19 protein-coding genes are annotated in these 25,395 nt (G+C 36.7%); 11 read left to right on the top strand and 8 right to left on the bottom strand.

Features of this window, described 5'->3' with window-relative positions:
- Positions 1 to 111: 111 nt before the first annotated feature.
- Positions 112 to 1,551: a diguanylate cyclase domain-containing protein gene (locus tag H5090_RS05455; protein WP_182695212.1), complete on the bottom strand. Its 1,440-nt coding sequence runs from the start codon at positions 1,549 to 1,551 to the stop codon at positions 112 to 114.
- Positions 1,552 to 1,748: 197 nt separating this feature from the next.
- Between H5090_RS05455 and H5090_RS05450 the strand changes: the two genes are divergently transcribed.
- Entirely contained in the window at positions 1,749 to 2,642 is an 894-nt protein-coding gene (locus H5090_RS05450; RefSeq protein ID WP_002960617.1) for a cation diffusion facilitator family transporter, read from the top strand.
- A gap of 59 nt (positions 2,643 to 2,701) precedes the next feature.
- Here the strand turns inward: H5090_RS05450 and H5090_RS05445 are convergent, their stop codons facing one another.
- Positions 2,702 to 7,201 (bottom strand): EAL domain-containing protein, encoded by a 4,500-nt coding sequence (locus tag H5090_RS05445; protein ID WP_182695211.1) that lies wholly within the window; start codon positions 7,199 to 7,201, stop codon positions 2,702 to 2,704.
- A 166-nt stretch (positions 7,202 to 7,367) separates the two neighbouring features.
- Here H5090_RS05445 and H5090_RS05440 point away from each other — a divergent pair, with 166 nt between their 5' ends.
- The 3 genes from H5090_RS05440 (at position 7,368) to H5090_RS05430 (ending at position 10,040) form a co-directional block, all read left to right on the top strand.
- Positions 7,368 to 7,919, top strand: coding sequence for an isochorismatase family protein (locus H5090_RS05440; RefSeq protein WP_182695210.1), 552 nt, complete (start codon positions 7,368 to 7,370; stop codon positions 7,917 to 7,919).
- 146 nt (positions 7,920 to 8,065) lie between these two features.
- Positions 8,066 to 9,532, top strand: a complete 1,467-nt coding sequence (locus tag H5090_RS05435) for a methyl-accepting chemotaxis protein (protein ID WP_165723367.1) — start codon at positions 8,066 to 8,068, stop codon at positions 9,530 to 9,532.
- Positions 9,516 to 10,040, top strand: coding sequence for a DUF6436 domain-containing protein (locus H5090_RS05430; protein ID WP_182695209.1), 525 nt, complete (start codon positions 9,516 to 9,518; stop codon positions 10,038 to 10,040). Before H5090_RS05435 ends, H5090_RS05430 begins: the two co-directional genes overlap by 17 nt.
- 61 nt (positions 10,041 to 10,101) lie before the next feature.
- Here the strand turns inward: H5090_RS05430 and H5090_RS05425 are convergent, their stop codons facing one another.
- On the bottom strand, positions 10,102 to 10,659 hold the full coding sequence (locus tag H5090_RS05425) for a TMEM165/GDT1 family protein (protein ID WP_182695208.1): 558 nt from the start codon (positions 10,657 to 10,659) through the stop codon (positions 10,102 to 10,104).
- 342 nt (positions 10,660 to 11,001) lie between these two features.
- Between H5090_RS05425 and H5090_RS05420 the strand changes: the two genes are divergently transcribed.
- Positions 11,002 to 11,196 (top strand): (2Fe-2S)-binding protein, encoded by a 195-nt coding sequence (locus tag H5090_RS05420; protein WP_182695207.1) that lies wholly within the window; start codon positions 11,002 to 11,004, stop codon positions 11,194 to 11,196.
- A gap of 65 nt (positions 11,197 to 11,261) precedes the next feature.
- On the opposite strand, the gene bfr (H5090_RS05415) is transcribed toward H5090_RS05420, so the two are convergent.
- From bfr (H5090_RS05415) to H5090_RS05395, 5 genes are all read right to left on the bottom strand, one after another.
- On the bottom strand, positions 11,262 to 11,726 hold the full coding sequence (gene bfr / locus H5090_RS05415; protein ID WP_002958984.1) for a bacterioferritin: 465 nt from the start codon (positions 11,724 to 11,726) through the stop codon (positions 11,262 to 11,264).
- A 12-nt stretch (positions 11,727 to 11,738) separates the two neighbouring features.
- Positions 11,739 to 12,209, bottom strand: coding sequence for a bacterioferritin (gene bfr / locus H5090_RS05410; protein WP_002958985.1), 471 nt, complete (start codon positions 12,207 to 12,209; stop codon positions 11,739 to 11,741).
- Between the two features lie 272 nt (positions 12,210 to 12,481).
- Positions 12,482 to 14,617: a TonB-dependent receptor gene (locus tag H5090_RS05405; RefSeq protein WP_182695206.1), complete on the bottom strand. Its 2,136-nt coding sequence runs from the start codon at positions 14,615 to 14,617 to the stop codon at positions 12,482 to 12,484.
- Positions 14,618 to 14,689: 72 nt separating this feature from the next.
- Positions 14,690 to 15,760 carry a PepSY domain-containing protein gene (locus H5090_RS05400; RefSeq protein WP_182695205.1) on the bottom strand — a complete coding sequence of 357 codons (1,071 nt, stop codon included), beginning with the start codon at positions 15,758 to 15,760 and terminating at the stop codon, positions 14,690 to 14,692.
- Positions 15,761 to 15,874: 114 nt separating this feature from the next.
- Positions 15,875 to 16,741 carry a cation diffusion facilitator family transporter gene (locus H5090_RS05395; RefSeq protein ID WP_182695204.1) on the bottom strand — a complete coding sequence of 289 codons (867 nt, stop codon included), beginning with the start codon at positions 16,739 to 16,741 and terminating at the stop codon, positions 15,875 to 15,877.
- A gap of 251 nt (positions 16,742 to 16,992) precedes the next feature.
- Between H5090_RS05395 and H5090_RS05390 the strand changes: the two genes are divergently transcribed.
- The 6 genes from H5090_RS05390 (at position 16,993) to H5090_RS05365 (ending at position 25,368) form a co-directional block, all read left to right on the top strand.
- Positions 16,993 to 21,756, top strand: coding sequence for a PAS domain-containing protein (locus H5090_RS05390; protein WP_182695203.1), 4,764 nt, complete (start codon positions 16,993 to 16,995; stop codon positions 21,754 to 21,756).
- A gap of 12 nt (positions 21,757 to 21,768) precedes the next feature.
- A complete protein-coding gene (locus H5090_RS05385; RefSeq protein WP_002958990.1) occupies positions 21,769 to 22,251 on the top strand; it encodes a GNAT family N-acetyltransferase in 483 nt (160 codons plus the stop codon).
- A gap of 79 nt (positions 22,252 to 22,330) precedes the next feature.
- Positions 22,331 to 22,837 carry a hypothetical protein gene (locus tag H5090_RS05380; protein WP_024597096.1) on the top strand — a complete coding sequence of 169 codons (507 nt, stop codon included), beginning with the start codon at positions 22,331 to 22,333 and terminating at the stop codon, positions 22,835 to 22,837.
- 22 nt (positions 22,838 to 22,859) lie between these two features.
- Positions 22,860 to 23,471: a superoxide dismutase gene (locus tag H5090_RS05375; RefSeq protein ID WP_154902934.1), complete on the top strand. Its 612-nt coding sequence runs from the start codon at positions 22,860 to 22,862 to the stop codon at positions 23,469 to 23,471.
- A 74-nt stretch (positions 23,472 to 23,545) separates the two neighbouring features.
- On the top strand, positions 23,546 to 24,898 hold the full coding sequence (locus tag H5090_RS05370) for a DNA-3-methyladenine glycosylase 2 family protein (RefSeq protein ID WP_154902933.1): 1,353 nt from the start codon (positions 23,546 to 23,548) through the stop codon (positions 24,896 to 24,898).
- On the top strand, positions 24,898 to 25,368 hold the full coding sequence (locus tag H5090_RS05365; RefSeq protein ID WP_182695202.1) for a methylated-DNA--[protein]-cysteine S-methyltransferase: 471 nt from the start codon (positions 24,898 to 24,900) through the stop codon (positions 25,366 to 25,368). Before H5090_RS05370 ends, H5090_RS05365 begins: the two co-directional genes overlap by 1 nt.
- The last annotated feature ends 27 nt before the right edge of the window (positions 25,369 to 25,395 follow it).

Here is a 25,395-nt window from a genome sequence, read left to right as displayed (position 1 = left end):
CGCGTAAATCACTGAGTAGTTGTATTGTTTATAATTTCAGGTGTATGGACTATCACTACAGCAAACTTTAAAGCACTAAAACTCACTGCAGTGCGGCTCCTTAGTCGGTTTTTAAAAACTAGCTATTTTATTTCTACCTGTTTCTTTTGCGTTATAAAGGGCTATGTCGGCGTTAGTTATAACCTCTTTGGGTTTTGTTTTGTGATTGGGTATGAAACTATAAAACCCAATGCTTAAAGTGAGGTATTTACTGAAAGTTGAAAAGTTATGTTCAATTGCGAGTTCTGCGATTTTTTCCTGAATAAGAACAGCAAACCTTTGACAGTGTTCTGTGTCGACTGCAGGTAAAACTATCGCAAATTCTTCACCCCCGAAACGAGCTGCTAGATCACCTTCGCGTTTACAAATATAGTGTAGCGCTTTGGCCACTTGCTTTAGCACTTCATCGCCAAGCTGATGCCCATAGTTATCGTTATAACGCTTAAAAAAATCAATATCACACATAATTAAACTGATAGATTCTTTATTACGTGCACAACGCTTAATTTCGCATTTTAAAGTCTGATCAAAACAACGTCTATTAGCAATGTTTGTAAGGCCATCCGTATTGACTTGTTTATTGAGTTTTTGGTTGGCGTTAATGAGTTGCTGCTGAGTTTGTTGAAGCTCTTGCTTATAATTTAAATTTTTGAAAGCATTAGCAAGCATTTCACCTACTAACCTTAGGCGAATAAGGTCTAAATCTGTCCAGTCTTGCTTTTGAATTACACAATCACAGCCAATAAAGCCAACCAGTTCTTTGTCATAGCGTAAACCAATGCAAAGTACCGATTTTATTTCTTGTCGCTGGAAAATCGTTTTTTCGCTCATTGCTTGAATGGGGAGCAAAGATACATCATTCACTCTGAATAAATGGGTACGGGCCATCGAACTAAAAAAATAAGGGAGGTCGCTTTTTAAAAGGTTTTGTAAGTCGTCTTTAAAAGCTTTGATACCATCATTGACCCATTCGTGAGTGTTATTAATAGTTTTACCATCTTCGGCAAACTTAAAAAGATAACTCCTATCGGCATTGCAAACCGTACCGACTGCTTTTAATGCATAGTTAATATGCTTATCAACATCGTCATTTTGAATATCAATTAAGTCAGTTGAGATGTTCGATATAATATTATCAAAATCATATTGTTCATCCACGTTGTTATTTAATATATCGATAATAATAATGGAGTTTGAATTAGATAAATTTGCAAATTTTACGTTGAGTAGCAATTTGGATGATTGTTTCGATAAAATAAACTGGCATTGGTTATTTGCCGTAAAATAATCAAAGAATAGCTCCTCGATCAACAGATTTTTTTTACTGTGATGATTGGTTAAAGTGATGTGTGAAAAATCAGTTTTATAAAAATGTGATTGGTCTTTTAAGTCAAACAAGTCCTGTGCCTGGCTGTTAACTTTAAATATATCTTCATTTGCATCATAAAGTAATACACAAAACGGCAATAACTCCAAGTTTTGCCATGCTTCTTCTGATAGGTTATTACTCACTCAACTCTCCATGTGTCCAAGCCATAATTAAATTCTTTTTCTTTACTAACTATTAGCACATTTTTTTTGATTTACTAAGTTTTTAGTGCGTTTGCGGGCAGTACGTATTATAATTGATACTGTATATCATTACCCATTTCTACTCTAAGCCATCTTTGGCTTATTTGCACTTTAAGTATAGGTTATTCAAGCATTTCATGACAGAAATCACTACACACCAAGCTTCTCGTCGTCGGTTACTCATTGCGCTAGCAATTACGTGTTCGTTTATGGTAATTCAGGTTATAGGTGCTTATTATTCTAATTCGCTTGCTGTTCTTGCTGATGCGGGGCATTTGTTTGTTCACAATAGCTCGTTATTCATCGCACTGATAGCATCAAGTCTCGCTATTCATTTTGCCAAAACCTATAACGATGGCCATCAACGAGCAGAGCTTTTTGGTGGCCTAGTGAACGGGTTTTTATACCTAGCAATCAGTTTAATTATTTTGTATGAAGGTGGTGAGCGCTATATACACCAACATGAAGGAAATGAGCTGGCTATCAATAGTTATTTAATGTCGGTTATTGCTGCTATTGGTTTTTTATTTCATGGGGCTGCTGCATGGGTTTTATATAAAGGCCGCAAAGCGAGTATTAATGTGTACGCGGTATTTTTACACTCATTCTTTGATCTGATTTCTACCGTATCGACATTTGTTGCCGGTATTCTTATATATTTTACAGGCTGGGTTGTAATCGATATTTTATCGAGTATGTTAATTGCTTCTTTCGTATTATTCACCGGTATTAAGGTCATAATTAGTTGTATAAAAGGTTTACGCCTAAATAAAGCGAAACTTCCTAAAGTTACTGATATTGAAAGTAAAATTACAGATATGGAACATGTTCATAATGTCCATAATGTCACTGTAACGCGCAAATATAATGGTATTGTAGTAGGCGCACACGTTGTCCTTAAACAACATTGTACGATTGAAAAACATGATGAAGCGTGTCGTATGAAAGTAGAGCAATTATTAGCCGAAAAATTTAATGTACGTAATAGTGTATTACAAATTGAAAGCCATGAATGCCATCATATTCATTAATAGCATCTAATTAATATAAAAGCGTGTAATAATGATTAGCACGCTTTTAATGTTTCAAATCAAATCAAATCAATGATATTGCTAAAACAATCGCTTTTACGTAAGTCTTTAGCATTCATTGGTTTTGCAAAGTAATAACCCTGTAATACATGGCAGCCAACCTCGGCTAAAAAGAGCATCTGTTCGCGCGTTTCTACTCCTTCTGCAATGCAGTATAGATCTAAGTTTTCTGCCAATGAAAAAATAGTTTTAATAATTGATTCATCTCCCTTATCTATACCAATACTATTTACAAAGCTTTGATCTATCTTAATAACATTAATAGGGAATTGGCTTAAGTAGGTGAGTGATGAGTATCCTGTACCAAAATCGTCAAGCAGTAATTTAAACCCAGCAGCTTTTAGGTTTTGCAGCTGTTTGGCTGCTTTAAGCTTATCTTCTAATAAAATACTCTCTGTTATTTCGAGCCTTAATTGTCTTGGATGAACTTGAGAGTCCGCTAATATAGCCATTAACCGCTGTGTTATGTTTGTTTTTAAAATGTGTTTAGGCGATAAGTTTAAAGATATATAAAACAACGGGTTTTCGCTGAGTATAGGTGCAAGTTCAATTAGTGAACGGTGCAAGGCTTGCTCAGTAAGAAGTTCTATTAAACCGGTTTCCTCAGCTACAGGAATAAAAAGAGCTGGAGATATTAACTGGCCTTCATTTTTCCAGCGCATGAGTAACTCCACGCCATTTATTGTTTTCTCTTCTATGTCGATAATAGGCTGGTAGTGATTAAAAAATCGGTTGTCTTTTACTGCATCTTTTAAATCATTTTCAAGCAGTAATTTTTGTTTTATTAGCTCATTCATTTCATCGCTAAAAAACTTAAAGTCGTTTCTCCCGCCTTGCTTAGCGTGCATCATTGCAACATCGGCATTACGGATGAGTATATCTGTGGTTATAGCATCGAATGGGTACAGAGCTACGCCAATACTTGCTGAAATATTAATAGAGAAGTCTTCAATAATTACTTTATTAGCTAATTCATTACTAATTTTTCTTACGGTATCGCGAAGAGATTGGAGTGATTTTATATTTTGAATCAGCACTAAAAATTCATCACCACTTTGGCGGCCAAGTATAGCGTCCTCGCTAAGCATGCCGCTTACTCTTTGGGTGATATTACATAAAAGCTTGTCACCTACTGCATGACCAAAAGAGTCATTAACAGGTTTGAACTTATCTAAATCAATAAATAATAATGCGCATTGGGTATTGTTTTTATCGGCATATTTAATCGCCTTTTCAATGTTTTGATACATTAAACTACGATTAGGTAGATGTGTTAGAGGGTCAAAATTAGCCAAATAGCGCAGTTCGTTTTCAGCACGTTTTTGTTCAGTTAAATCTGTAATAACAATCACATAGTAACTTGCAGTGTCTTTTGTTACAGCTGTGGCACTTATATGTATTGGGTGTTCGTTATTTCTTGCTGTTCTTATATAAACATCACTTTGCCAGTTTTCAGTTGGTTTTAATTTTTTTAAAATACTAGCAAACTCTCTGCACTTATCTTTACCAATTGCTTTAATAAACAATTTAGGGCTAATTTTGGTGGCCGTTTGCTCGTTTGAAAATGTTTCAATAAAACTATTGTTCGCAGAAAATGGCATTAAACGCTTATCGAGTATAAGTAACCAATCGTTTATTTGGCTAAACGCTTCACCTAAAATTTTTGCTTGTTGCTCATTAGCTCGTTGCTCGGTGATATTGGTATATATGCCAGAAACATATAGAGGCTCATTTGTTTGAGGATCGTATATAACTTGCCCTGTATCTTGATACCAGAGCCAATGGCCATTTTTATGCTGTAAACGGTAAGTTGCTTGCCAGTTTTGTTGTTTTTTGTACTTGAAGTAGTTTTCCCATTGGTTTTCAAAACGACGTCGATCGTCTGGGTGTATAAGCGCTAAAAATTGATCTATATGCACGCGTTCAGGTAAGTCTGTATAGCCTAATTCACTTCCCCTGAGCGTATTTACGGAAGCGTCTTTAAAATTATAATCCCATACGCCGCTTTTATTATTTTTAAGCGCGAGTTCTGTTTGCTTTTGCGAATGAATAGTCGCTCTATGGGCTTGTTCAATTGCTACTCGGCGGCTGCGATACTGCCAAAAAATAAAAAATAACACCCCAAGAATTAAAATAATGTAGGTGGCTATAGCAATGGGCGATTTCCAAGGAGCATACGCCACGTTGATATTAAGTGTTGTAGGCTCGCTTGTAATAATACCATCACGATTATGTGCTGATATTTTTAGTGAGTAATTACCAGGTTGAAGCTTTGTGAAAAACACTTGATTAGATTGTAAATCTTCATATGTAAGAGACGTAGGCCCTGAAAGGATTACTTTATAATATGCTTTATCAATATTAGGGTAAGAGAAGTTAGAAAAGCTAACCGTCAATCCCATGTCTTCATAATTTAATTCAAGTGGTTTGCTAAGGTATTTATGAGGATTGTAATTGAGTTCCCTAGTAAGGAGGCTAATATCAGTAATAGCCAGATTACTTTTTTGTAATTGTTCTTCTTCATTAAAGTCTAACGGATTAAAAAGTAAGGCTCCAGCATTGCTGCCGAACATAAGCCTGCCATCGCTTAATGTTGCTGCCGCTATTGGTGTAAATTGGTTTATATTCAAACCGTCTTTTACTGAAAAACTCACTACATTGAGTGTATCTAGGTCTATTTGATAAAGACCATTGTCGGTACTCGCCCATAAAAAGCCGTTTTTATCAGGAAGTAGTGAATAGATAGAATCAGTATTAAACGAATTTTTTAATCCTATATAGTGCTTTATTTCATAAGTAACGGGGTCAACGCCGAGCAAACCTTCGTGAGTGGTTGCTAACCATAAAATGTTTCGTTTTGAGTCTAAGTAAAAGTTTTCTACAGTGTAAAAAATATCTTCTTTAGGATTAAAAGACTGAAATATAGTCGTTAAAGTTTTCGTTTTTTCGTTGTACCTAAGGAAGCTTTTTGATGTGCCAAGTACAAACTCTTCAGGATGTGTGTCGAGGTGTTTATAAAAAGCGTAAGAAAATAAAGGATCGACTTGCTCTTTGAGCCCCTTAATAATTCTTGTTTTTCCTGTTGTTTCATTAAAAACATAAAAATTATCATCCGACATAAATGCATATGTGTCTGCAGATAACTGGGCAAAGCCAAATAAGTTGGATTGGTTAATTACATCTTTTTCTGTGTCTTTATTTTCAATAATTTTACCCGTTTGTTTATCAAACAGTTTAAAACCATCGAAAGTAACAAGCCAAAGGAATTGATTATCACCAATTGAAGACGCAAAAATATCATAAACGGCAGATGCCCCGTATATTGCTTTTGAGTCGGTTGAGCTTAGATATACATCACTTTTATTTGTTGCTTTGTCGTACCGTGCAATTCCATCTTCTGTTCCTAACCAAATAATATTATTTTTGTCTTGGTAGGTGGCATGAACAGTATTGTTACCGGGTAAAGTAATGTGTTTAAACCGTCGGGTTTTAATTGGCCATGTAAACACGCCCTGGGTTCTAGATGCGAGCCAAAGTACGCCGGACTTATCAACCATTAGATCGTTTATTGAGTTTTCATTAATATTAAACTTACTTTTTTCATAATTTAAAATGAATTCTAGTTCTTTGGTTTCGCGGTGATAACTGAACAATCCACTTTCGGTTGCTACAAACTCCCCGTAAACAGTATTGGCATAATCCCATATATTATAATCAGGGATTAAAGTTGTAATATTTGCTGCAGATATATTTTTGGTATTATCGAATGCTAATTGATACATGCCTTCAACAGTACCAACAAGTAATCCTAATTCATTATCAACACTTAAGAATTTGACGTTTACATTATCTATCGTATTTTTTTCAGGGGGATGAAGAGGTATTTTTACAAGTTCTGAATTATCTATATTTGCAGTGTATAAACCATCATTTGTACCAATATATAAAGTGTTTTTATATATTGTTAATGACCGAATGTAGTCACCTTTATTTGGCAGGATTAGCTTAAATGTGAAGCGTTTACTCGTCTCATCAAATGTATATATTTGGGCATCTATGGCGAAGTAAAAAGTACCTTGTTGCTGAGTCATTGTAGAGATCGGAGAGAACATTTTTTGTTCTTTATCTATTTGACCAGAATAGATTTTTTTGGTTTTTAAAGTGAGGGGATCTATTATATAGGCACCAGAAAGATCTGTTGAGACAATGATTTTTCCGTCTTCGGCTTTAAATAATGCATAAATATAGTGTTTATCTAGGCCAAAGCCGCCACTAAAAGTTTTTACATTATAACCATCAAAACGGTTTAAACCCTGTTGGGTTGCTATCCAAATATAACCAATATCATCCTCTTGAGTCTGCAAAACGTAACTTTGTGATAGGCCTTCGTCAGTAGAAATTCGTTGTAATTGCTGAGCATAGTTTTGTGATGCAAAAGTGCTTTGGATGCATAGTAAAAAAGTGATGGTGATATGAAAAAAAAATTTGCTCAAACGCACTTATAAACACTCTCAGTGGAAGATAGGATGATGCTTAGCTAGATAGTAAATATAGCATAAGTTTTTATTTTTTAATTACAAATAATATACATAACGCTAAAAGTTCTATTTTTAAATAGTGAGCTACTCTATACAGATAATAGTAAATGCTTATAAGGAGAGTATAGTGCTTTTCTCTAATATTGATGCAAAAAACAGCGTGTTATTAGTTATAGACTTACAAGAGTTGCTTGCTCCTGCAATTAAAGATTTTCCGAATATTTTAAAAAGCACATTGCAGTTAGCTCAAGCGGGTATTATTCATGGCGTTCCATGTTTAGTAACGGAGCAATATGTGAAAGGTTTGGGCGAGACTAATCAGCAAATTAAAAATACGTTACCTAATGCCACGTATTTTCATAAAACGTACTTTAGTGCGTGTGCAGAGCCTGGTTTTGTTGATACGTTAAAAAGCCATGGTAAAAAGCAAGTTGTTGTTGTGGGAACTGAAGCACATGTGTGTGTTTTACAAACATGCTTAGATTTAATAGAAAATGACTTTGAAGTTATTATTGTTTACGACGGAGTTGGTTCGAGAAACCCACAACATAAAAATTTGGCGATTGAGCAGCTACGTCAAGCAGGAGCTGTAATTTCATGCGCTGAAATAGTAATTTTTCAATGGACAAAAAAAGCTGCTACGCCTACGTTTAAGAAAATACTGCCTATAATTAAGTAGACCGCATGCATGTAATGTAAATAAAATGTATTGCTTTGATGTGTCGTTAGTTAATTATTGTGTTAAGTAAACTGAAACTCGTTTATATACGTATATTGCAGACTGCTTTATAAAACAACAATGCAAACAACAATTTTAAGGTTCTTATGTCTAGTATTGGCCGGTTATTTACAATTATTTTCAGTCTTTTGTTTGTCGAGTCTATTGCTATAGGCTTGTATTTCGACACATTAGCGCAGGCTTTTATGATAGGTTTGCCATTGTGTTTATTACCTATATGGCTTTTAAAAACACAAGGTGATAGCCCTATTATCCCCCATGTGGTAGCTGCCGCCATAATGATGTTTTCTTTTTTGCACATACAACAAACTTTTGGGCTGATTGAAGTCCATTTTGAAATATTTATTTTAATGCCCATGTTAATTGTTTTTGTACAGTGGCGAGTGTTTATTACCGCTATTATTTTTGTAGCGGTACATCATTTATCTTTTTATTATTTACAAACTCAAAATACGGGTTTTTACGTATTTGACCCTGATAGACTCGCTTTTACTACGGTGCTAATTCATGCTGGATACGCAATAGTTGAAGTATTAGTTGCAGGCTATATTGCAAAAACGCTGCAACGGGAACGTCGTGCGGGCTTATCTTTAAGTTATGCGACAGAACAAATAATGAAAGATCCTGAAAACATTAAACTCTCTCTTCGCGCGGATGACACTAAAAGCGAAGCTGTAGCAGGATTTAACACATTACTAGATTACTTATCTGATGTTATTAAACAGGTACAAACACAATCAGAATCATTGCAAAAAAACTCACAAGAGCTTATTGATGTACACGATCAGTTAGCGAGTGGTGCGGTTCAACGCACACAACAAACCGATGATATTGCTAATTCTGGCGCTCAAGTTGCCAATGGCTTTAAACTTGTAGAAGAAGAAAGTGAGGTGCTTAAGCGCCAAGTTGACCATATTACACAATCTGCAGGTGATGCATTAAAAGAAGTGCTTCAAACAGACGCTAAAAGTAGAGAGTTGTTAACACTGCTTAACCATACCGAAGAAAAAATAAACCACTTAGTGGCAGCGGGCGATGTTATTTCAGGGCTTCTTAATGAAATATCAGGCATTGCTGAGCAAACAAACCTACTTGCTTTAAATGCCGCTATTGAAGCTGCCCGCGCAGGCGAACACGGTCGAGGTTTTGCTGTTGTTGCTGATGAGGTAAGATCTTTGGCCAACCACAGTAAAGCAACAACAGATAAAATTAGTCTTACATTAAAAGATCTTGTTAATAATAGTAAAACGTCAACGCAATCAATGAGTCAGTGTGTGAGTTTTGTAGTTGATTTAACAAGTATTAGTGCTGCAATGAAAGAAAATATTTCAGCAATGAGCGAGCAAATAGCCGCAGTATCTTCAAGCTCTGACTCAGTTGCACAAGTTGTAGCGGAGCAGGCAGGAAATACCGAGTTAATAGCAAGCAGTACTGATACTATGCGCCAAAATCAGTACCAAGATACGCAAATAGTGCAGCAGTTAACCGCTAAGGTGCAGTTAATCGATGTAAGTATTGATGTATTAGAGCAAAGCATTGCCAAGTTTAAATAAATCTAACTCTTTTGTATTTTCGCTTATAGCTATATGGCTTGTTTGTGTTGTTGCAGGGTTAGTTTATTTTCAGTTAGAGCAACTTAAACCGTTTGATAGCTCAAAAGTTTTATTGCAAAAGCACTGGTTTAATAACTTTAAAAAGCAATTGGACTGGGTTGACACTAATGAAGCGTCGTTAGTGCTTATAACTGAAAAAAATTGCGGGTGCACCATACAGGCTAAACCACATATTTCATCGTTAAGCTCTTTTGCTGCCAATAAAGCTATGAAGGTTGTACAAGTTGAATTAACACCAAAGCTTAAACTTGTTATTCCGGCAACGCCTGCCGCCGTTATTATTAATAAAAACGGTGATTTTGTTTATGCCGGTCCTCTCTCCGAAGGGTTAGCGTGTGCCCAGGGAAGTGGCTTTGTTGAAACTGCGGTCACTAATTTAGCTGCAGGTTTTAACTCAAACCTCTTAATTACACAAACCAAGGGATGTTATTGTGTAAATAATGCGTAAATAACGTGCAGAAAAAATTAAAGCTCGCACTTAAATTAATAGGTTCGAGCTTTAACATTGATTAAATTGTAACTAAGCCATAAATACCTAATGACACAAACACACAAGCAGCAATAGCACGTACGGTGTTTAGAGATATTCTTTTTAGTAATGCATTACCAGCATATATAACAGGCACGTTAGCAATTAGCATACCTAACGTGGTTCCTACCGTTACCCAAAACACAGACTGATATTGTGCGCCTAGCAACACTGTCGCTATTTGTGTTTTATCACCAATTTCTGCAATAAAAAATAATACAAAAGCAACTAAAAAAGCCCCGTAGCTATCGTATTTATTACTTACATCTTCGTCTTTGTCTGGAACTAATAGCCAAAGGCCAACAACAATAAAGCTGATGTTTACAAGCCAAGGTAAATATTCAGAAGAAAAACTATTACTTAACCACTGCCCAAACCACGCTGATAGGCCATGATTGAGTAAAGTTGCGGCTAAAATACCAAGAATAAGTGCGCTTTTATTACGAAAACGGGCAGCTAACAGGAGTGATAAAAGCTGGGTTTTATCGCCAATTTCGGCAAGTGTAACAGTGACGGTTGAGGTTAAAAAAACTTCCATTATTGATTCTTACAGGCGGGAATACTAAACCAAGGCAAACAACTATCTCCCGCCATGAGGATAGTGTCTACCTAGGTCTCGCCGATAACGCTTGCTACAACATTACAAACTTACCATGCACATGAGGTGCAATTATGTTGATAAGTTTACTCATTACTGAGCGGGCTACTCCCCTAAGAGGCGGCCATTATTCCATAACTTTATTCTTAGGTAAATATAGTTAAGAGAACAAATACCATACACTAATAAATAATTTATATTTATTAGTGAGGAAGTTATTGATAACAATTGTCGTTTAGATTAGTATGCACCTATTGAATGTAATTAACACGGTTTGTATTGATGTATATTTGTCTTTGTCACGGTGTGACTGATAAAAAAATTGAGCAAACAATTGACGATGGTGCAACGACCATGCGTGAATTAACCAAAGATCTTAAAGTAGGCAGCCAATGCGGTAAGTGTTGTGGTTGTACTAAAAAGATCCTTAATCGCAGACTTATTCAAATTGCGGATGTAACGGATCAAGTTGCTTAATTACATATAAAATTTAGATATAAAAAAAGCAGCTTTTTAGCTGCTTTTTTTATGCTTGTTACTATTTACAGTTGAGACTGTAAGTAGTTTTTGATACCCGTATTTTTAATAAGTAATTGTTGGGTTTCTAACCAATCAATTTGCTCTTCTTGTTCATTTAAAATGTGATCAAGGGCTTCACGGGTAATGTAATCTTTTTTACTTTCAGCCAGTTTAACGGCGCTTCGTAACTCGTCAATAGTATCGAGTTCAAAACTCATGTTAGCAGCAATCATTTCTTCGCTGTTTTCACCAATACGTAATCGGCCTAGGTCTTGAAGATTTGGTAAGCCTTCTAAAAACAAAATACGTTCAATTAAACGATCAGCGTTTTTCATTTTTTGAATTGATACTTTGTAGTCTGCTTTATCAAGCTGTGTAAAGCCAAAATCTTTAAACATACGTGCATGTAAAAAGTATTGGTTAATACCAACAAGCTCATTAGCGAGTACTTTATTAAGCGCTGCAATAACGTCTTTATCGCCTTTCATAATATGCTCCTACTAAGCCATTTGTGCTTGATGATAATTTTCAGAACCAATTTTATCAATTAGACCAAGTTGTTGCTCTAACCAGTAAACATGATCTTCTTCGGTATCAAATAACAGCTTTTCTAAAATGCTACGAGATTGATAATCTTGTTGTTCTTCACATATTGCGATTACGTCTTTAACACACGCAACTACTTCAAGCTCTAGTGTTAAATCGTTTTGCATCATGCTTTTTACATCGTTACCGATAAGTAAATCACGGCGCTTAGTCATATTTGGTACACCTTCTAAAAACAAGATGCGCTTAATAAGCCAGTCTGCGTGATCTTTTTCTTCTTCCATTTCGTGGTTAAGGCGCTCGTATAGTTTGTTTAAACCCCAGTCGTCATACATGCGCGAGTGTATAAAATACTGATCGATTGCTGCTAATTCGTTAGCTAACAATGTATTAAACGCATCGATTACTTTTTGATTACCTTTCATGATAAATCGCCTCAACTATTTCAATTGTATGCAGTGTAGTACATATAGCCTATATTGCAAGTTTTCTCTATAAAAATCATTGCGTTACTATTGGTTTTGATTCTTATTTAAGTTTGCGTTACTGCTTGGTTTATGGACAGTTTTTTATTTGTATTAGTATCTGAGAATGATTACTAGAGGTATTTATAAACAATAAGTAGAGATACTGCTTTTCATATTATCTTTTTAAATAAATAGGCATGCTGATGCCTATTTATTGAGTCTATCACTAATTAAAACTGGTATTTAGCACCCAGCGTTGCGGTTGTGCCTAATCCTTTAATATTATATCCACCGTAGGTGTAAGCCTGTGCGCGGGCAGGGTAGTAATCGCTATTAAATAGGTTTTCTATTCCAAAATACCCACTCCACCTGGCGTTAACATTGTATTGGCCACTTAAGTTGAATGTGTTGTAGCTACTAACAGGGCCCTGATCGCCAGAGTATTGGCCCTGTGCATTTTTATCAAAGCGCTTTCTGTCGCCTACATATAAAAAGCTCATTGCAAGCGATAGCTCGTCATTTGTTTGCCACGTTACATTCGCCGTTGCTTTGGGTGGGCTAATTTGGCTTGCGCCTAGGTAGTCATCAGCTTCGGTGTTTTTACCTTCTACGTAACTGTATGTGGCGCTTAATTTAAGGTCTTGGTTAATAGTATAATTAACTAACCCTTCGTAACCCCATATTTCTTGTGGTGCACGTACGGGTTCGTAAACACCCGTTACTTCATTATACTCATTACTTGTACCAAGCTCTGAGGTACTTCTGTAAAGAGCAAATTCAAAACGTACGTTTTCAAACTGTGAGGTAAAACCAATTTCGTAATTGTCGATTATTGAGGCTTGTGTTTGAACAAGTGCAATATCGTCAACAGTTGCAGCGCGAAGTAGGCGACCAATATCAGAAATATCAGAGCCCTGTGAATAACTAAAAAATGGGCTGAATGCATCTGTTAAATTGTATTTTATGCCTGCATTATACGTTGTAGCGTCATAGTTTATGGTATCACCACGCACATTTAATGGTACTGAACATTGAGATACGGTTTTGCAAAGTTTTAGCGTTTGGTAGTCACTTACACTCAAATCAATGCTTTCGTTTCTTACACCCGCTTTTACAATAATATCGTCGTTTATTACCCATTTGGTTTGTAAAAAGCCAGCCACACTTTCCATGTCCATTTCGGGCACCCACACACGGCCATCTACTAAAGGTTGCGATGTTTTATCATTTAAGGCATCAATACCGTAGATTAGAGTGGCTGTTAGGTTTTCAAAATCAAACTGGCTATTAAATGTAGCTCTTGCACCTTGCTTGTCTGATTTAATAACCGATTGACCACCGCTATAACCTTCATCAAGATTGGCTAAAGCGGTTGAGAAAAAGAATACGTTTTCTATATTTTGTTTATACAGATCGAGGGTCATTTGTGTGTTTTCAAACAACGCGTAATCAACATATTTTAGGGTTATATTTTTGTTGCCTTCTGGGCCTTGCGGTTTACCTTGTTTTTGAAGCGCTAAGGGGACGTGTATAGCGTAAGTTTTTTCTCCTATATTGCCATCGCCAGTAACATCGCCTAAATCAGTTTTTTGCTGTGAGCTGTAAAAGTTATAGCTGAACTGCAGTTGCTTTTCGTCGTCAAAATCATAAGTTAGTTTGGTAAAATAGTTTTGAGTTTCAGAGTCTGATAAACCATATTGCAAGCCTAAAATATCGCCCTGTGCATCGCGTTGCACGCCGTTTTCTTCATAGCTTGCCGTTAACAGGTAGCTTAGTTGGTCGAGCTTACCGTTTACTGCGGCTGATACTCTACCGCCACCACTTTCAGCTAATTTAACAGCGCTAAAGCGGCTTGAAATACTTATTTCACCTTCCGGTTTACCATCACTACGCGCTTGTTTTGTTATGTAGTTAATAATGCCACCTGAGGCACCATTACCATAAATAGACGTTGCGCCTTTTATTACTTCAATGCGCGCTATGGCACTTGCATCAAGTGTTTTTACGCCTAAAGAGCCATTACGAAGAGGGGTTGATTGCGGTACACCATCAATCATTATTAATGGCGCACGGCCGCGTAGTGTTTGTCCTGAATTACTTGAACTGCCTGTATCTGGGGCAAGCCCTGGAACCATTTGCGCGAGTAAGCTCCCCAATTCTGAGCTTACTTTTAAATGCTGTTGTATTTGTTGCTGATTAATAACGGTGATCGAGGCTGGTACTTCATCAATGCTTTCTGATATACGGCTGCCTGTAACAATGACATGCTCAAATTGATCAGAATTGTATTCATTTTTATTATTTTCATTTGCTAACGTGTTAGTACTTATTGCAACAGCGATAAGGCAAAGCGAAGTTTTTAACATGGGGTGTCTTAGTTGATAACAATTTGCGTAATGGTAATCATTATCAACTAATGACACAAGTGTTAATGAGATTTATTTCCATTTATGGCGTTTTAACCAGAAATACACACCGCTTACAATAAAAAATGCGAGTGAAAGGGCTATTAATAACCATAAAAACTGCACGATAGGACCTGCAAAATCACCAATGTGAAACTTATATTTGAAGTTCCATGCTTGTGTTGTGAAGTTTGTTTTACTGGCGTCAAATGAGTTTAATACTTTACCCGTAAATGGGTTAGTCCAAACCCAGCTGTAAGCGTGACTTTCGCCAGGGTTTTGCATTCTCAGTGCAATTGCTTCGTCATCCTTTTTAGGTAAGTAAATTCTATATAATTTACCGTCTGGAAATACGTTCTCTGCATTTTTAATTGCTTCATTGTAGTTTAAAGTAGCTTGAGAAGGGGTTATTACTTTTGGTGCTTTAGGTCTTTGTTCTACCTTGTTTAAGGTCACAAATTCTAATACCGATTGAGTTTGTGTTTTCCAGTTAAATGCCATACCAGTAAAGGCAATCAGCATAAGCGGTATAAAAAAGTAAACACCAAGCACTGTATGTAATTGATACATGAGCACTCTAAATTTGGCTTTTGGTTTTATAGCTAAACGTTTAACTCTGTTTTTGGGCTTTACCCATAAATAAAAGCCCAGTAATACATTTATTAAAAGTAGCAATGCACACACCGACATCCAATTTCGAAAGGTTTTTTCACCTTTACTGTTTTCAAACAACAGCCAACGATGTAATCCCATAGCAAACCCATAAATCGTATCGGTTGATTCATAGATGTTTAGTACACTCCCTGAGTAGGGGTTAACACTGGCGTAGTGTTTATTGGCTAACCGAAATTGCCATGCTGCGTTTGGCGCTTGTTCGGGCATAAAAAAGGTGATTTTTTGCTTAGTTTGAGCTTGTACATTTTGTATAAGTTCATCGTAATGCATTAAGTTTTTTTGGGGTGTTACTTGCCATTTCTCAGGCTCTATTAGGTGCTGTATGTCTTTTGCATAAATCATAACAGCACCGGTTAGGCTCACTATTAATAAAAATAGTCCGCTAATTAGGGCAAGGCCTAAATGAATTCTACGTAACCAAAGTTTCAAAAACGGTATCTCATTATGAGTTAATGACAATATTGTAAATGATAATACGAGCTGTTTTCAATTAAATAGTTATGTATTTGGTTTAGCTTGTTATTAAGAGCATTAAATTGGGCTTTAATTTGCGATTGGTCGGATTTCTATTATGCAATTTTCAATATTAAAATTGTCGTGTAAAAAGCTTTTTACTGCTGGCAAATTAATTAAGTGCTGAGTGCCAATAATAAGCTCACAATAATTTTCTTTATCATCTAGTTGCCAAAGCTTAATGCTAACTACCGATTCGATATTAAATTCATTACTAATAGCATGTGATATTGCGTGTATATCAATATTGCTAGGCGCTGCTTGCATTAAAATTTTGCAGCTTTGCTTTAATAGTAAAATGCCATGATAAATTACATAAAGAGAAATAAGCACAGTGGCAATTAAGTCAACGATATACCACTGGTATAAAATAATTAAGGTGCCCGCAATAATAACAACAATAGATGCCATTGCATCTGATACGTTATGAATAAAGGCCGCTTTTATATTTATACTGTGATTTGCGCCAGCTCGGTAGGTTAAATATGCGGTTGCTAAATCAATAATCAATGCTATTGCTGCCACCCACACAACTATCCAACCATTAATTGGTTGAGGGTTTAAATAGCTCGAAATGGCTTCAAAAATTAAATACACACCAATTAATATCAATGTACTGCTATTAAAAAGTGTGGCAAGTATTTCAGCGCGTTTATAGCCAAAATGATGAGTGGTGTCAGCAGGTTTATTACCAATTTTACGTGCAACGAGCGCGATAAATATAGCGGCAGCATCACTTAAATTATGAAGTGCATCGGCTATAAGTGACAAACTGCCCGAAAATACCCCGCCAATAACTTGGGCTACGGTTAGCAATACATTAATAACCACAGCGACGGTTAGCTGTTTATCGCTCTGGTTTTCGTCTACATGACTATGTGAGTGATCGTGCGCCATAATGACCTCAAATGTATTAATTGAATATTGCTTATATCATGGCTGGTTTAAAACCGCTACAGATGTGGTAGCGTCAATAAATCTAATTATAAGTTAGTAATAAAGGCGTATATTTTAAAAAGTGTGAATTTAATATTGTAACGCTAAACACCCATTTTTTAAGGAGTTTACCGCTCAAAACTTGCGTCTTTATATATTTAGTGCATTAATGTAAGTAATATTAAATGATTATAAGTTGCTGGATATTAAGCATGCACAAAGGTTTAAACTTTGATGAATTAACAGGTAAAGGACAGTCTGTTCGAAGTAAGTTAATTATAACCTTTATAATTATAGCCTTAGGGCCACTATGTATACTTACTTGGTTTAGCCTTGGACATGTAAATAGCACGCTTAAGCAAAATGCAGACGCTGAACTAAACGAGCTTAATAATATAGGTAAGCAATTTGCTGATATTTGGTTTGCAGAGCATGTTAAGGATCTATATTTGCTTAGGGCGCAGTTTGATATTAGCCCGACTAAAAAACAACAATTAATAGCGCAATTTGTTGAGCAGTACGACTTTGTTAATAATGTAGAACTTATTGATGTAAACCTCGTTAAATCACTACCTTCATCACCCTTTTTTAATATAATTAAAGATCAACGTTTTAATAACATACTCTCTGGTATTAAAAATACAGGTAAAATCCAATTTCAGTCAATGACAGTCTCAGGGCGTGAGTATCATATTATTGGCTTACCGTTAGTAAATACCGAAAATAAGCTACAAGCCATATTGCTCGCAGATATAAATTTAAACGGCTTATTAAATAATCTAAGTAAAATACACGCTGCAAATAAAGACATAACATTTTATGTTATGCATAATAATAAAATTCAAAAAAATAATAATTCAGAAGATTCTCAACCACTATTTTTCTCTCAAAACGGCTCCCCAACGCAACGTGTTTTTTCTTACAGTAATAAAAATGAAGAGACTTTATACGGGTATATTGATTCTCTAGAGTTTTTAAATGAATCTGGATGGCAATTACTTGTAACAAAACCAAAAGAAGTTGCACTACAAGGTGCTAATTTTTATAAACAGCTTGCTTTATTAACAAATGCGGGGGCATTGCTGCTTATATTAACGTCATCGTGGTGGTTTGGGCGTCGACTTTCTAGACCTTTAATTAACTTAGCTAAAATTGTTGAAAGTATTACAAAAGGAGATAAGGTAAAAGTCCCTGTAATAAACGACAGTATTGAGTTTAACCAGCTTTCATTGGGTTTACGTAATTTAGTAGCCGTAAAAGAAGAGCAACACAGTATATTACAAAAGCAACGCTCTGCACTTCAAATTGCATTAAAACAATTAGCCGAGCAAAAAAGTGCATTAGATGAACACGCTATTGTTGCTGTAACTGATTTGCATGGCACCATCACTTTTGTAAATAAGAAATTTTGTGAGATTAGTGGCTACGATGAACACGAATTAATAGGTCAAAACCATCGCCTTTTAAATTCAGGAAAACACGAAAAAGCATTTTTTAAAAATATGTATAAAACGCTTAAACGTGGTGATATATGGAACGGGCAAATATGCAATAAAGCTAAGCATGGTGGCATATATTGGGTAGATACGACGATTGCACCATTTTTAGATGAAAATGGAAAACCGCAAAACTATATTGCTATTCGTAATGACATTACAGCCCTGAAAGTACAAGAGCTAGAGCTTGAGCAACACAAAACACAGTTACAGTTAGTGATAGACTCAACAGCCGTGGGTATTTGGGATTGGTATATTGATACGAATAAAGTGACGTTTAATAACCGCTGGGCCGAGATAATAGGTTACAAACTCAGTGAGATTGAGCCTTGTACTATAGATACTTGGTATACATATGCTCACCCAGACGACTTAGTGATATCAAATAAAAAACTTCAAGAGCACTTTGCCGGTGAGACTGACTATTTTGTTAGTGAAGCCCGCATGAAGCATAAAAATGGACATTGGATTTGGGTACTCGATACTGCAAAAGTAGTTGAGTGGAATACCGATGGCTCTCCAAAACGTATGATAGGTACGCATTTAGATATATCAGAACGAAAATCTACAGAGCTTGAGCTACAAGGAAGCCGCGATAGGTTTGCATCTTTGGTATCAAATATCCCTGGCATTATTTATCGATGTAAGTTTGATAATAAATTAAGCATGCTTTATATGAGCGAGCAAGCGAGTGGAATAACAGGTTATTCACCTGATGAGTTGATACATGATGAACCCCCCAGCTTTTTTGATTTGATATGCGAAGACGATTCTAAAAAAATAAAAGATGAAATTCTACGTTGTGTTAGCGCTAAGCAGTCATGGTCTGTTGAGTATAGGATTACAGCCCGCGATGGCTCCTTACATTGGGTAAATGAAAAAGGCCAAGCCATTTACGCAGATGATGGCAGCATATTGTATTTAGATGGATTTATTTTTGATATTACAGAGCGTTACAATACACAGTTAAAAATAAATCGTCAGCAAAGCCTACTTGAATCAATGAGTAAGCAAGGGCAGATTGGCGCATGGGAGATGGACTTAGATGCGCATACACTTTATTGGTCTGATGAAGTTAAAGTTATTCACGAAGTACCAGAGGACTTTGAACCGAGCATAGATACCGCTATTAACTTTTATAAACCAGGCATACACCGAGATACTATAAGTACCTTATTTGAGTGCGCAGTGACTTTAGGTGAAAGCTGGAGTGTAGAGCTTATTATTTTGACCTATTCTGGGCAAGAGCGTTGGGTTAAATCGATGGGCCAAGCTGAGCTTAAAGACGGTAAATGTGTACGTGTGTTTGGTTCATTTCAAAGTATTGATGCACATAAACGACTTGAACTTGAGAGCGAAAAAGCAAATCGTTATAACAAAAATTTAGCCGCGCTTACAGTCGCACCTGAGGTGCAAAATAGTGATGTAGAACAGGTTAAAAAGCTAGCCGTTAAATCTATGTGTGAAGTGCTAAATGTTACACGAGCTTCGATATGGATCTTTAACGAAAAACGAGATGTGATGACGTGTCATTGCTTATATATAAATGGTCAAGGGTTTGTAGATACCGACGCTATTTTAACTGCTAAAGACTACCCAGCTTATTTTAATGCTATTTATAAACATAATTTAGTGGCTATTGATGATGTTTATACTCACTCAGCAACTGTTGATTTTATTGAAGCATATGTAACACCACTAAATATTAAATCGATGCTTGATGCTGTAATTGCAACAGGCGATGGTAATTTAGGTATTTTGTGCGCTGAAACAGTAGGCGAGCATCACAACTGGACGCAAAGTGAAGAAACGTATCTTCGCTCATTAGCTACTTTAGTGGGAAGCACTTTAGTTTCTCAAAAACGAAAAGTAATTAGTGAGGAGCTAAAAGTAGCACTCGTGAAAGCTGAAGATGCAGCCATTGCTAAGAGCCAATTTTTAGCAACCATGAGCCATGAAATTAGAACGCCGATGAATGGCGTACTCGGTATGCTAGAGCTTGTTCAATTAGAGTCGCTATCTAAACCAATAGAAACAAAAGTAGATATAGCCAAAAAAAGTGCACATTCTTTATTGGGTGTAATTAATGATATTTTAGATTTCTCTAAAGCTGAAGCAGGTAAAATCGAGCTTGAAGAAATTAACTTTAATGGACGTGATTTAATTGGTGAAGTTGCTGCCGCACAAGCATTTACAGCTCAAGACAAAGGTATTGAAATTATTTTGGATCTGGTAGCGCTAGAGCCTTCGCAGTTATGCGGCGATCCTGGGCGCATTCGCCAAGTTATTACTAATTTATTGAGCAACGCCGTTAAGTTTACGAGTCAAGGCGAGGTTGTTGTAAGCGCGAAAATTAATAAAGTAGCTCAAGGTTTAGAGTTTGTTGTAAGTATAAAGGACTCAGGCATAGGAATAAGTTTAGAAAAACAAGAGCAATTATTTACCCCTTTCTCTCAAGTCGATGCATCAACAACGCGTGAATATGGAGGCAGTGGCTTAGGGCTGGCTATTTGTAAGCAGCTTTGTGAACTAATGGGGGGGGCTATCTCTCTCACTAGCGAAGCCGGTAAAGGGAGTACTTTTACTGCCACTATAATGCTGACTCCGGGAGATCAAAAAGAACGTTATATTCCTAATATTAATATGGAAGAGCTAACCGTTTTGGTTGTTGATGATAACGAGACAAATCGAATTGTAATTTCACAGCAGCTTGAGCACTGGGGAGCTAAGGTTGCGCTTGCATGTGACGCACGCGAAGCTCTTGATATGTGCGCGCAGCAGTATAAAAGTAACAATTGCATGTATGACATTGCAGTGCTTGATATGCAAATGCCAGGAATGGATGGTATAGAGCTGTGTAAAGCACTAAAAGCACATGAACATTATAAATCAATGCCACTTGTAATGATGACCAGTATTGCTGGTATGGAAGGTGCGCAGCGCTATTCTAATGCAGGCTTTCAGGCATATTTCCCCAAACCTGTAACCACTGCCGATTTAATTTCTGCACTGTCAGTCATAACAAGTAATGATTCAGATGAGACACTCCCACTTGTTACTTCAGGCTATATTTCCTCTCTTAAAAAAGAAAAGGTGCAGGAACCTACCCAAATATTACTTGTAGAAGATAATCCAATTAATCGGCAAGTGGCTACATTAATGCTCAAAAAGCTTAATTGTGACGTTACAATTGCCGAAAATGGTCAATTAGCGATAGATATATTAGAGTCTCACGATTCTGGTTTCTTTAAGCTCGTTCTTATGGATTGCCAGATGCCTGTTATGGATGGCTTTGCTACAACTGCAGCTATACGTAAAGGTATGGCAGGTATACAACACAAAAACATTAGGATCATTGCTATTACGGCTAACGCAATGGACTCTGATAAAGAGCGTTGTATAACCGCTGGAATGGATGACTACTTGAGCAAACCGATTCAATTAGATATTTTAAAAGATAAATTAGAGCAGTATATTTAAGGTAAAAATACAATGAGCCAACCCGTTATAATACGTGATGCAAAACCAAGTGATGCGAAAACAATTTTGCACTTTATTACCGAACTTGCCATATATGAAAAAGAACCGGATGCAGTTAAAACAGACGAACAGGCTATTTTAGATACGCTGTTTAGCGACGGTGCTACTGCGCACAGCATAATTTGTTTAGAAGGTGATGAGCCAATTGGTTTTGCGGTATATTTTTATAATTACTCTACATGGTTAGGTAAAAATGGCCTATACCTTGAAGATTTATACGTAAGCCCAGATAGCCGTGGCAATGGTGCAGGTAAAGCCATTATGAAGCACTTAGCTAATAAGGCGATTAGTAATGACTGTGGTCGTTTTGAATGGGTAGTGCTTGATTGGAATAAACCCGCTATCGATTTTTACAATAGCATTGGTGCAAAGCCTCAAAACGAATGGATTATATATCGCTTAACAGGGCAGGAATTACTAGACTTTGCTAAATAGTTAATGAAAATCATTTGCATTTAGGTTTGTGGGTGTGTAAGTTAACTACACGCCCATAAATAAACGTGCAGATGATTATATGATCTCAAACCAAAAACAATCCCACTCAGATTTACTTTGTCTTGATCAAGCATTAAGCCCTTGGCAGTCGAATATAATGCAAGGTAATTATGCATTTGAACAAGGTGCACTTCTCGAAGCCCGCGATAAATACTTATTAGCTAAAACACTTGCAGATCATCTTCTTCAGCAGTTTTTATATGCTCAGATTAATAACAATGTCATCCATGCTATTGAGCATTGCATACCCGCACTTGTTGTTGCGTCGCATAATTTAGCTGATACCTATATAGCTATGCAACAGCCTGAAAATGCATGCAAATGGCTATGCGAAGTACACTTAACACTCTGTTCGCTAATTAAGCATACTCATTACGATATACAAAAAGTGAGTAAGCATCATTACACTAAAACGTCCTCTGAACTTGTATCATTTGCAAGACGCTATCATTTTTTACCTGAGCTAATAGAGCAAGTGAATTTTTGCTTATGCTCAGAGAGCACTACAAACAATCAACTGCACTAATTTAAAAGAAAAAGGAGTATTTATGGCTTTTACTTTGCCTGCACTTAACTATGAGTACGATGCGCTTGAGCCTCATATTGATGGTAAAACAATGCATATTCACCACACATTGCATCATCAAACGTATATCAATAAAGCCAATGCTGCTTTAGCAGATACTGTTTATGCAACCGCAAATGCTGAAAAATTACTTAAGGGAATAAACAGCCTGCCTAGTAATTTACAAAAAGCAGTACAAGAGCATGTAGGAGGGCATTTTAATCACAGCTTATTTTGGCAAGTAATGAGCCCAGAAGGAGGAGGGGAACCTGAAGGTAGTGTAGCTCAGGCAATAAATGAACAGTTTGGCAGTTTTGATAAGTTTAAAGATCAATTTACTGCTGCTGCAATTAGTCAATTTGGCAGTGGTTGGGCGTGGCTATGTGTGACCCCAGATAAAAAGTTGATTGTAGAAAATAGTGCTAATCAAGATTGCCCTTTAATGCAGGGAAATACCCCTATTTTGGGACTTGATGTATGGGAGCATGCCTACTATTTGAAGTATCAAAATAAGCGTCCTGACTATATTGCTGCTTTTTATAATGTAATTAATTGGACTGAAGTTGAAAAACGCTACCTAGCCGCAATAAGTTGAGTGCCGAATATGGCTAGTAATACAGTTTATTTTCTATAAGCTAGGCTCTATTAGATTAATTTATAGAGCCGTTTATGTACACTTCACATTGGCAAAAAGCACGTCAGAGTCGCGATCCTCGTTTTGACGGGCTTTTTTACGTAGCGGTAAAAAGTACCGGTATTTATTGCAGACCAATTTGCCCTGCACCAACGGCTCACGAAAAAAACGTTGCTTATTATCAGTTTGCCCATAACGCGGCGCAAGATGGTTTTAGGCCCTGTATTCGTTGCAGGCCCGATAGTGCCCCAGGCAGCGCAGCATGGCAGGGTACAAAAACGACGGCACTTAGAGCAAAACAGTTAATAGATCAAAATGACGAGCACGACTGCGAAAAATTAGCAGCTCGTTTAGGCGTAAGTAGTCGTTATTTAAGGCAGTTGTTTAAGCAGTATTTTGGCGTGTCGATTACGCAATATCGATTATTTAACCAATGCCACTTTGCTAAAAAACTGATTCAAGAAACACATTTACCCCTTACCGAAATAGCGTTTTCCGCAGGCTTTAAAAGCATTAGGCGCTTTAATGATGCATTTTTACAGCAGTTAAATATAGCTCCCTCGAAGCTGCGCAGTGGCGATAAAAAGCCAACGTCAACACTCATTTTAACCCTGCCATTTAGGCCGCCTTATAATTGGCCTGCTTTGCAGGGCTTTTTACAAAGGCGCTTGATAAAACCAATGGAGTGGATAACACAAACGAGCTACGGGCGTACTTTTGCAAGTGATAAATATAAAGGAAGTTTTACCGCAGAATTTATAGCGAGTAAAAACCACTTTAGTGTATCTATCAATATAGACAATACGGCGTACTTACAACCTGTTATAAATAATATACGCCGTGTGCTTGATTTAGATGCCGATATTAATTTAATTCAAATGCATTTAAGCGCCAATATAAACAATGCGTTTACAGTGTGCGAAGGGCTCAGACTTCCGGGGATTTGGTCAAGTTTTGAAGCCGGTATAAGAGCGGTACTTGGGCAACAAGTGAGTGTTACTGCAGCGCATAATTTAGTAACAAAGTTAGTTGATGAATTAGGCGAAAAAGAGGGCGATGCCGTTTATTTTCCTACGGCTAAAATTGTTGCTAATAGTGATTTTGCATTTTTTAAAATGCCACAAGCACGCAAAAATGCGCTACACAACTTAGCCCAGTTTTGTGCGCTAAATCCTGAAAATGACGATTTAGACGAATGGCTTAGTTTAAAAGGAATTGGCCCTTGGACAGTAAATTATGCAAAGCTGCGAGGACAAAGCCAACCCGATATATTACTTGATGGTGATTTAGGTGTTAAAAAAGCACAAGCAGCGGCAAATCCGTTTGAGCCTGCTAATTGCGCTCCTTTTCGCTCTTACTTAACGTTTCAACTTTGGCAGCAATTATAATGATCATTCAAACATCAATTTCGAGCCCTATAGACGACATAATTATTCAAGCGACTGATAAAGGTGTGAGTTACGTTGGTTTTTATCCTCCAGTTGAGCACTCTTATACGCCATTTGAGCAAGTTACTAACAAGGCGGTGCTTATTTGCGCTGCGCAGTTAAATGAGTACTTTGCAAAAAAACGCACTATGTTTGATGTACCACTTGATACCACCGGTACAGTATTTCAGCAAAGTGTATGGCAAGCACTATTAACGGTGCCTTTTGGACAATCGCAAACATACGGTTATATTGCTAACCAACTCAATAACCCAAAAGCAGTGAGGGCAGTAGGCGCTGCTAATGGTAAAAATCCGATTAGTATTATTGTACCGTGCCACCGAATTATTGGCGCAAATGCAAAGTTAACGGGCTATGCTGGTGGGCTTGATAGGAAACTGTGGTTGCTGAAGCACGAAGGATTAATGTAAATTAATTGATAAAATATAGCCAGTCTG

The sequence above is a fragment of the Pseudoalteromonas sp. SR43-5 genome (genome assembly GCF_014163835.1).
Lineage (GTDB): Bacteria > Pseudomonadota > Gammaproteobacteria > Enterobacterales > Alteromonadaceae > Pseudoalteromonas > Pseudoalteromonas distincta.
The sequence above is the reverse complement of the archived record's forward strand: the minus strand, read 5'-3'. Positions and strand labels throughout refer to the sequence as shown.

Bases quoted from the DNA above. Each gene is read 5' to 3' on its own strand.
- H5090_RS05450 (WP_002960617.1), top strand. From the start codon at position 1,749: ATGACAGAAATCACTACACACCAAGCTTCTCGTCGTCGGTTACTCATT.
- H5090_RS05435 (WP_165723367.1), top strand. From the start codon at position 8,066: ATGTCTAGTATTGGCCGGTTATTTACAATTATTTTCAGTCTTTTGTTT.
- H5090_RS05425 (WP_182695208.1), bottom strand. From the start codon at position 10,659: ATGGAAGTTTTTTTAACCTCAACCGTCACTGTTACACTTGCCGAAATT.
- H5090_RS05420 (WP_182695207.1), top strand. From the start codon at position 11,002: ATGTATATTTGTCTTTGTCACGGTGTGACTGATAAAAAAATTGAGCAA.
- bfr (WP_002958984.1), bottom strand. From the start codon at position 11,726: ATGAAAGGCGATAAAGACGTTATTGCAGCGCTTAATAAAGTACTCGCT.
- bfr (WP_002958985.1), bottom strand. From the start codon at position 12,209: ATGAAAGGTAATCAAAAAGTAATCGATGCGTTTAATACATTGTTAGCT.
- H5090_RS05405 (WP_182695206.1), bottom strand. From the start codon at position 14,617: ATGTTAAAAACTTCGCTTTGCCTTATCGCTGTTGCAATAAGTACTAAC.
- H5090_RS05395 (WP_182695204.1), bottom strand. From the start codon at position 16,741: ATGGCGCACGATCACTCACATAGTCATGTAGACGAAAACCAGAGCGAT.
- H5090_RS05390 (WP_182695203.1), top strand. From the start codon at position 16,993: ATGCACAAAGGTTTAAACTTTGATGAATTAACAGGTAAAGGACAGTCT.
- H5090_RS05385 (WP_002958990.1), top strand. From the start codon at position 21,769: ATGAGCCAACCCGTTATAATACGTGATGCAAAACCAAGTGATGCGAAA.
- H5090_RS05380 (WP_024597096.1), top strand. From the start codon at position 22,331: ATGATCTCAAACCAAAAACAATCCCACTCAGATTTACTTTGTCTTGAT.
- H5090_RS05375 (WP_154902934.1), top strand. From the start codon at position 22,860: ATGGCTTTTACTTTGCCTGCACTTAACTATGAGTACGATGCGCTTGAG.
- H5090_RS05370 (WP_154902933.1), top strand. From the start codon at position 23,546: ATGTACACTTCACATTGGCAAAAAGCACGTCAGAGTCGCGATCCTCGT.
- H5090_RS05365 (WP_182695202.1), top strand. From the start codon at position 24,898: ATGATCATTCAAACATCAATTTCGAGCCCTATAGACGACATAATTATT.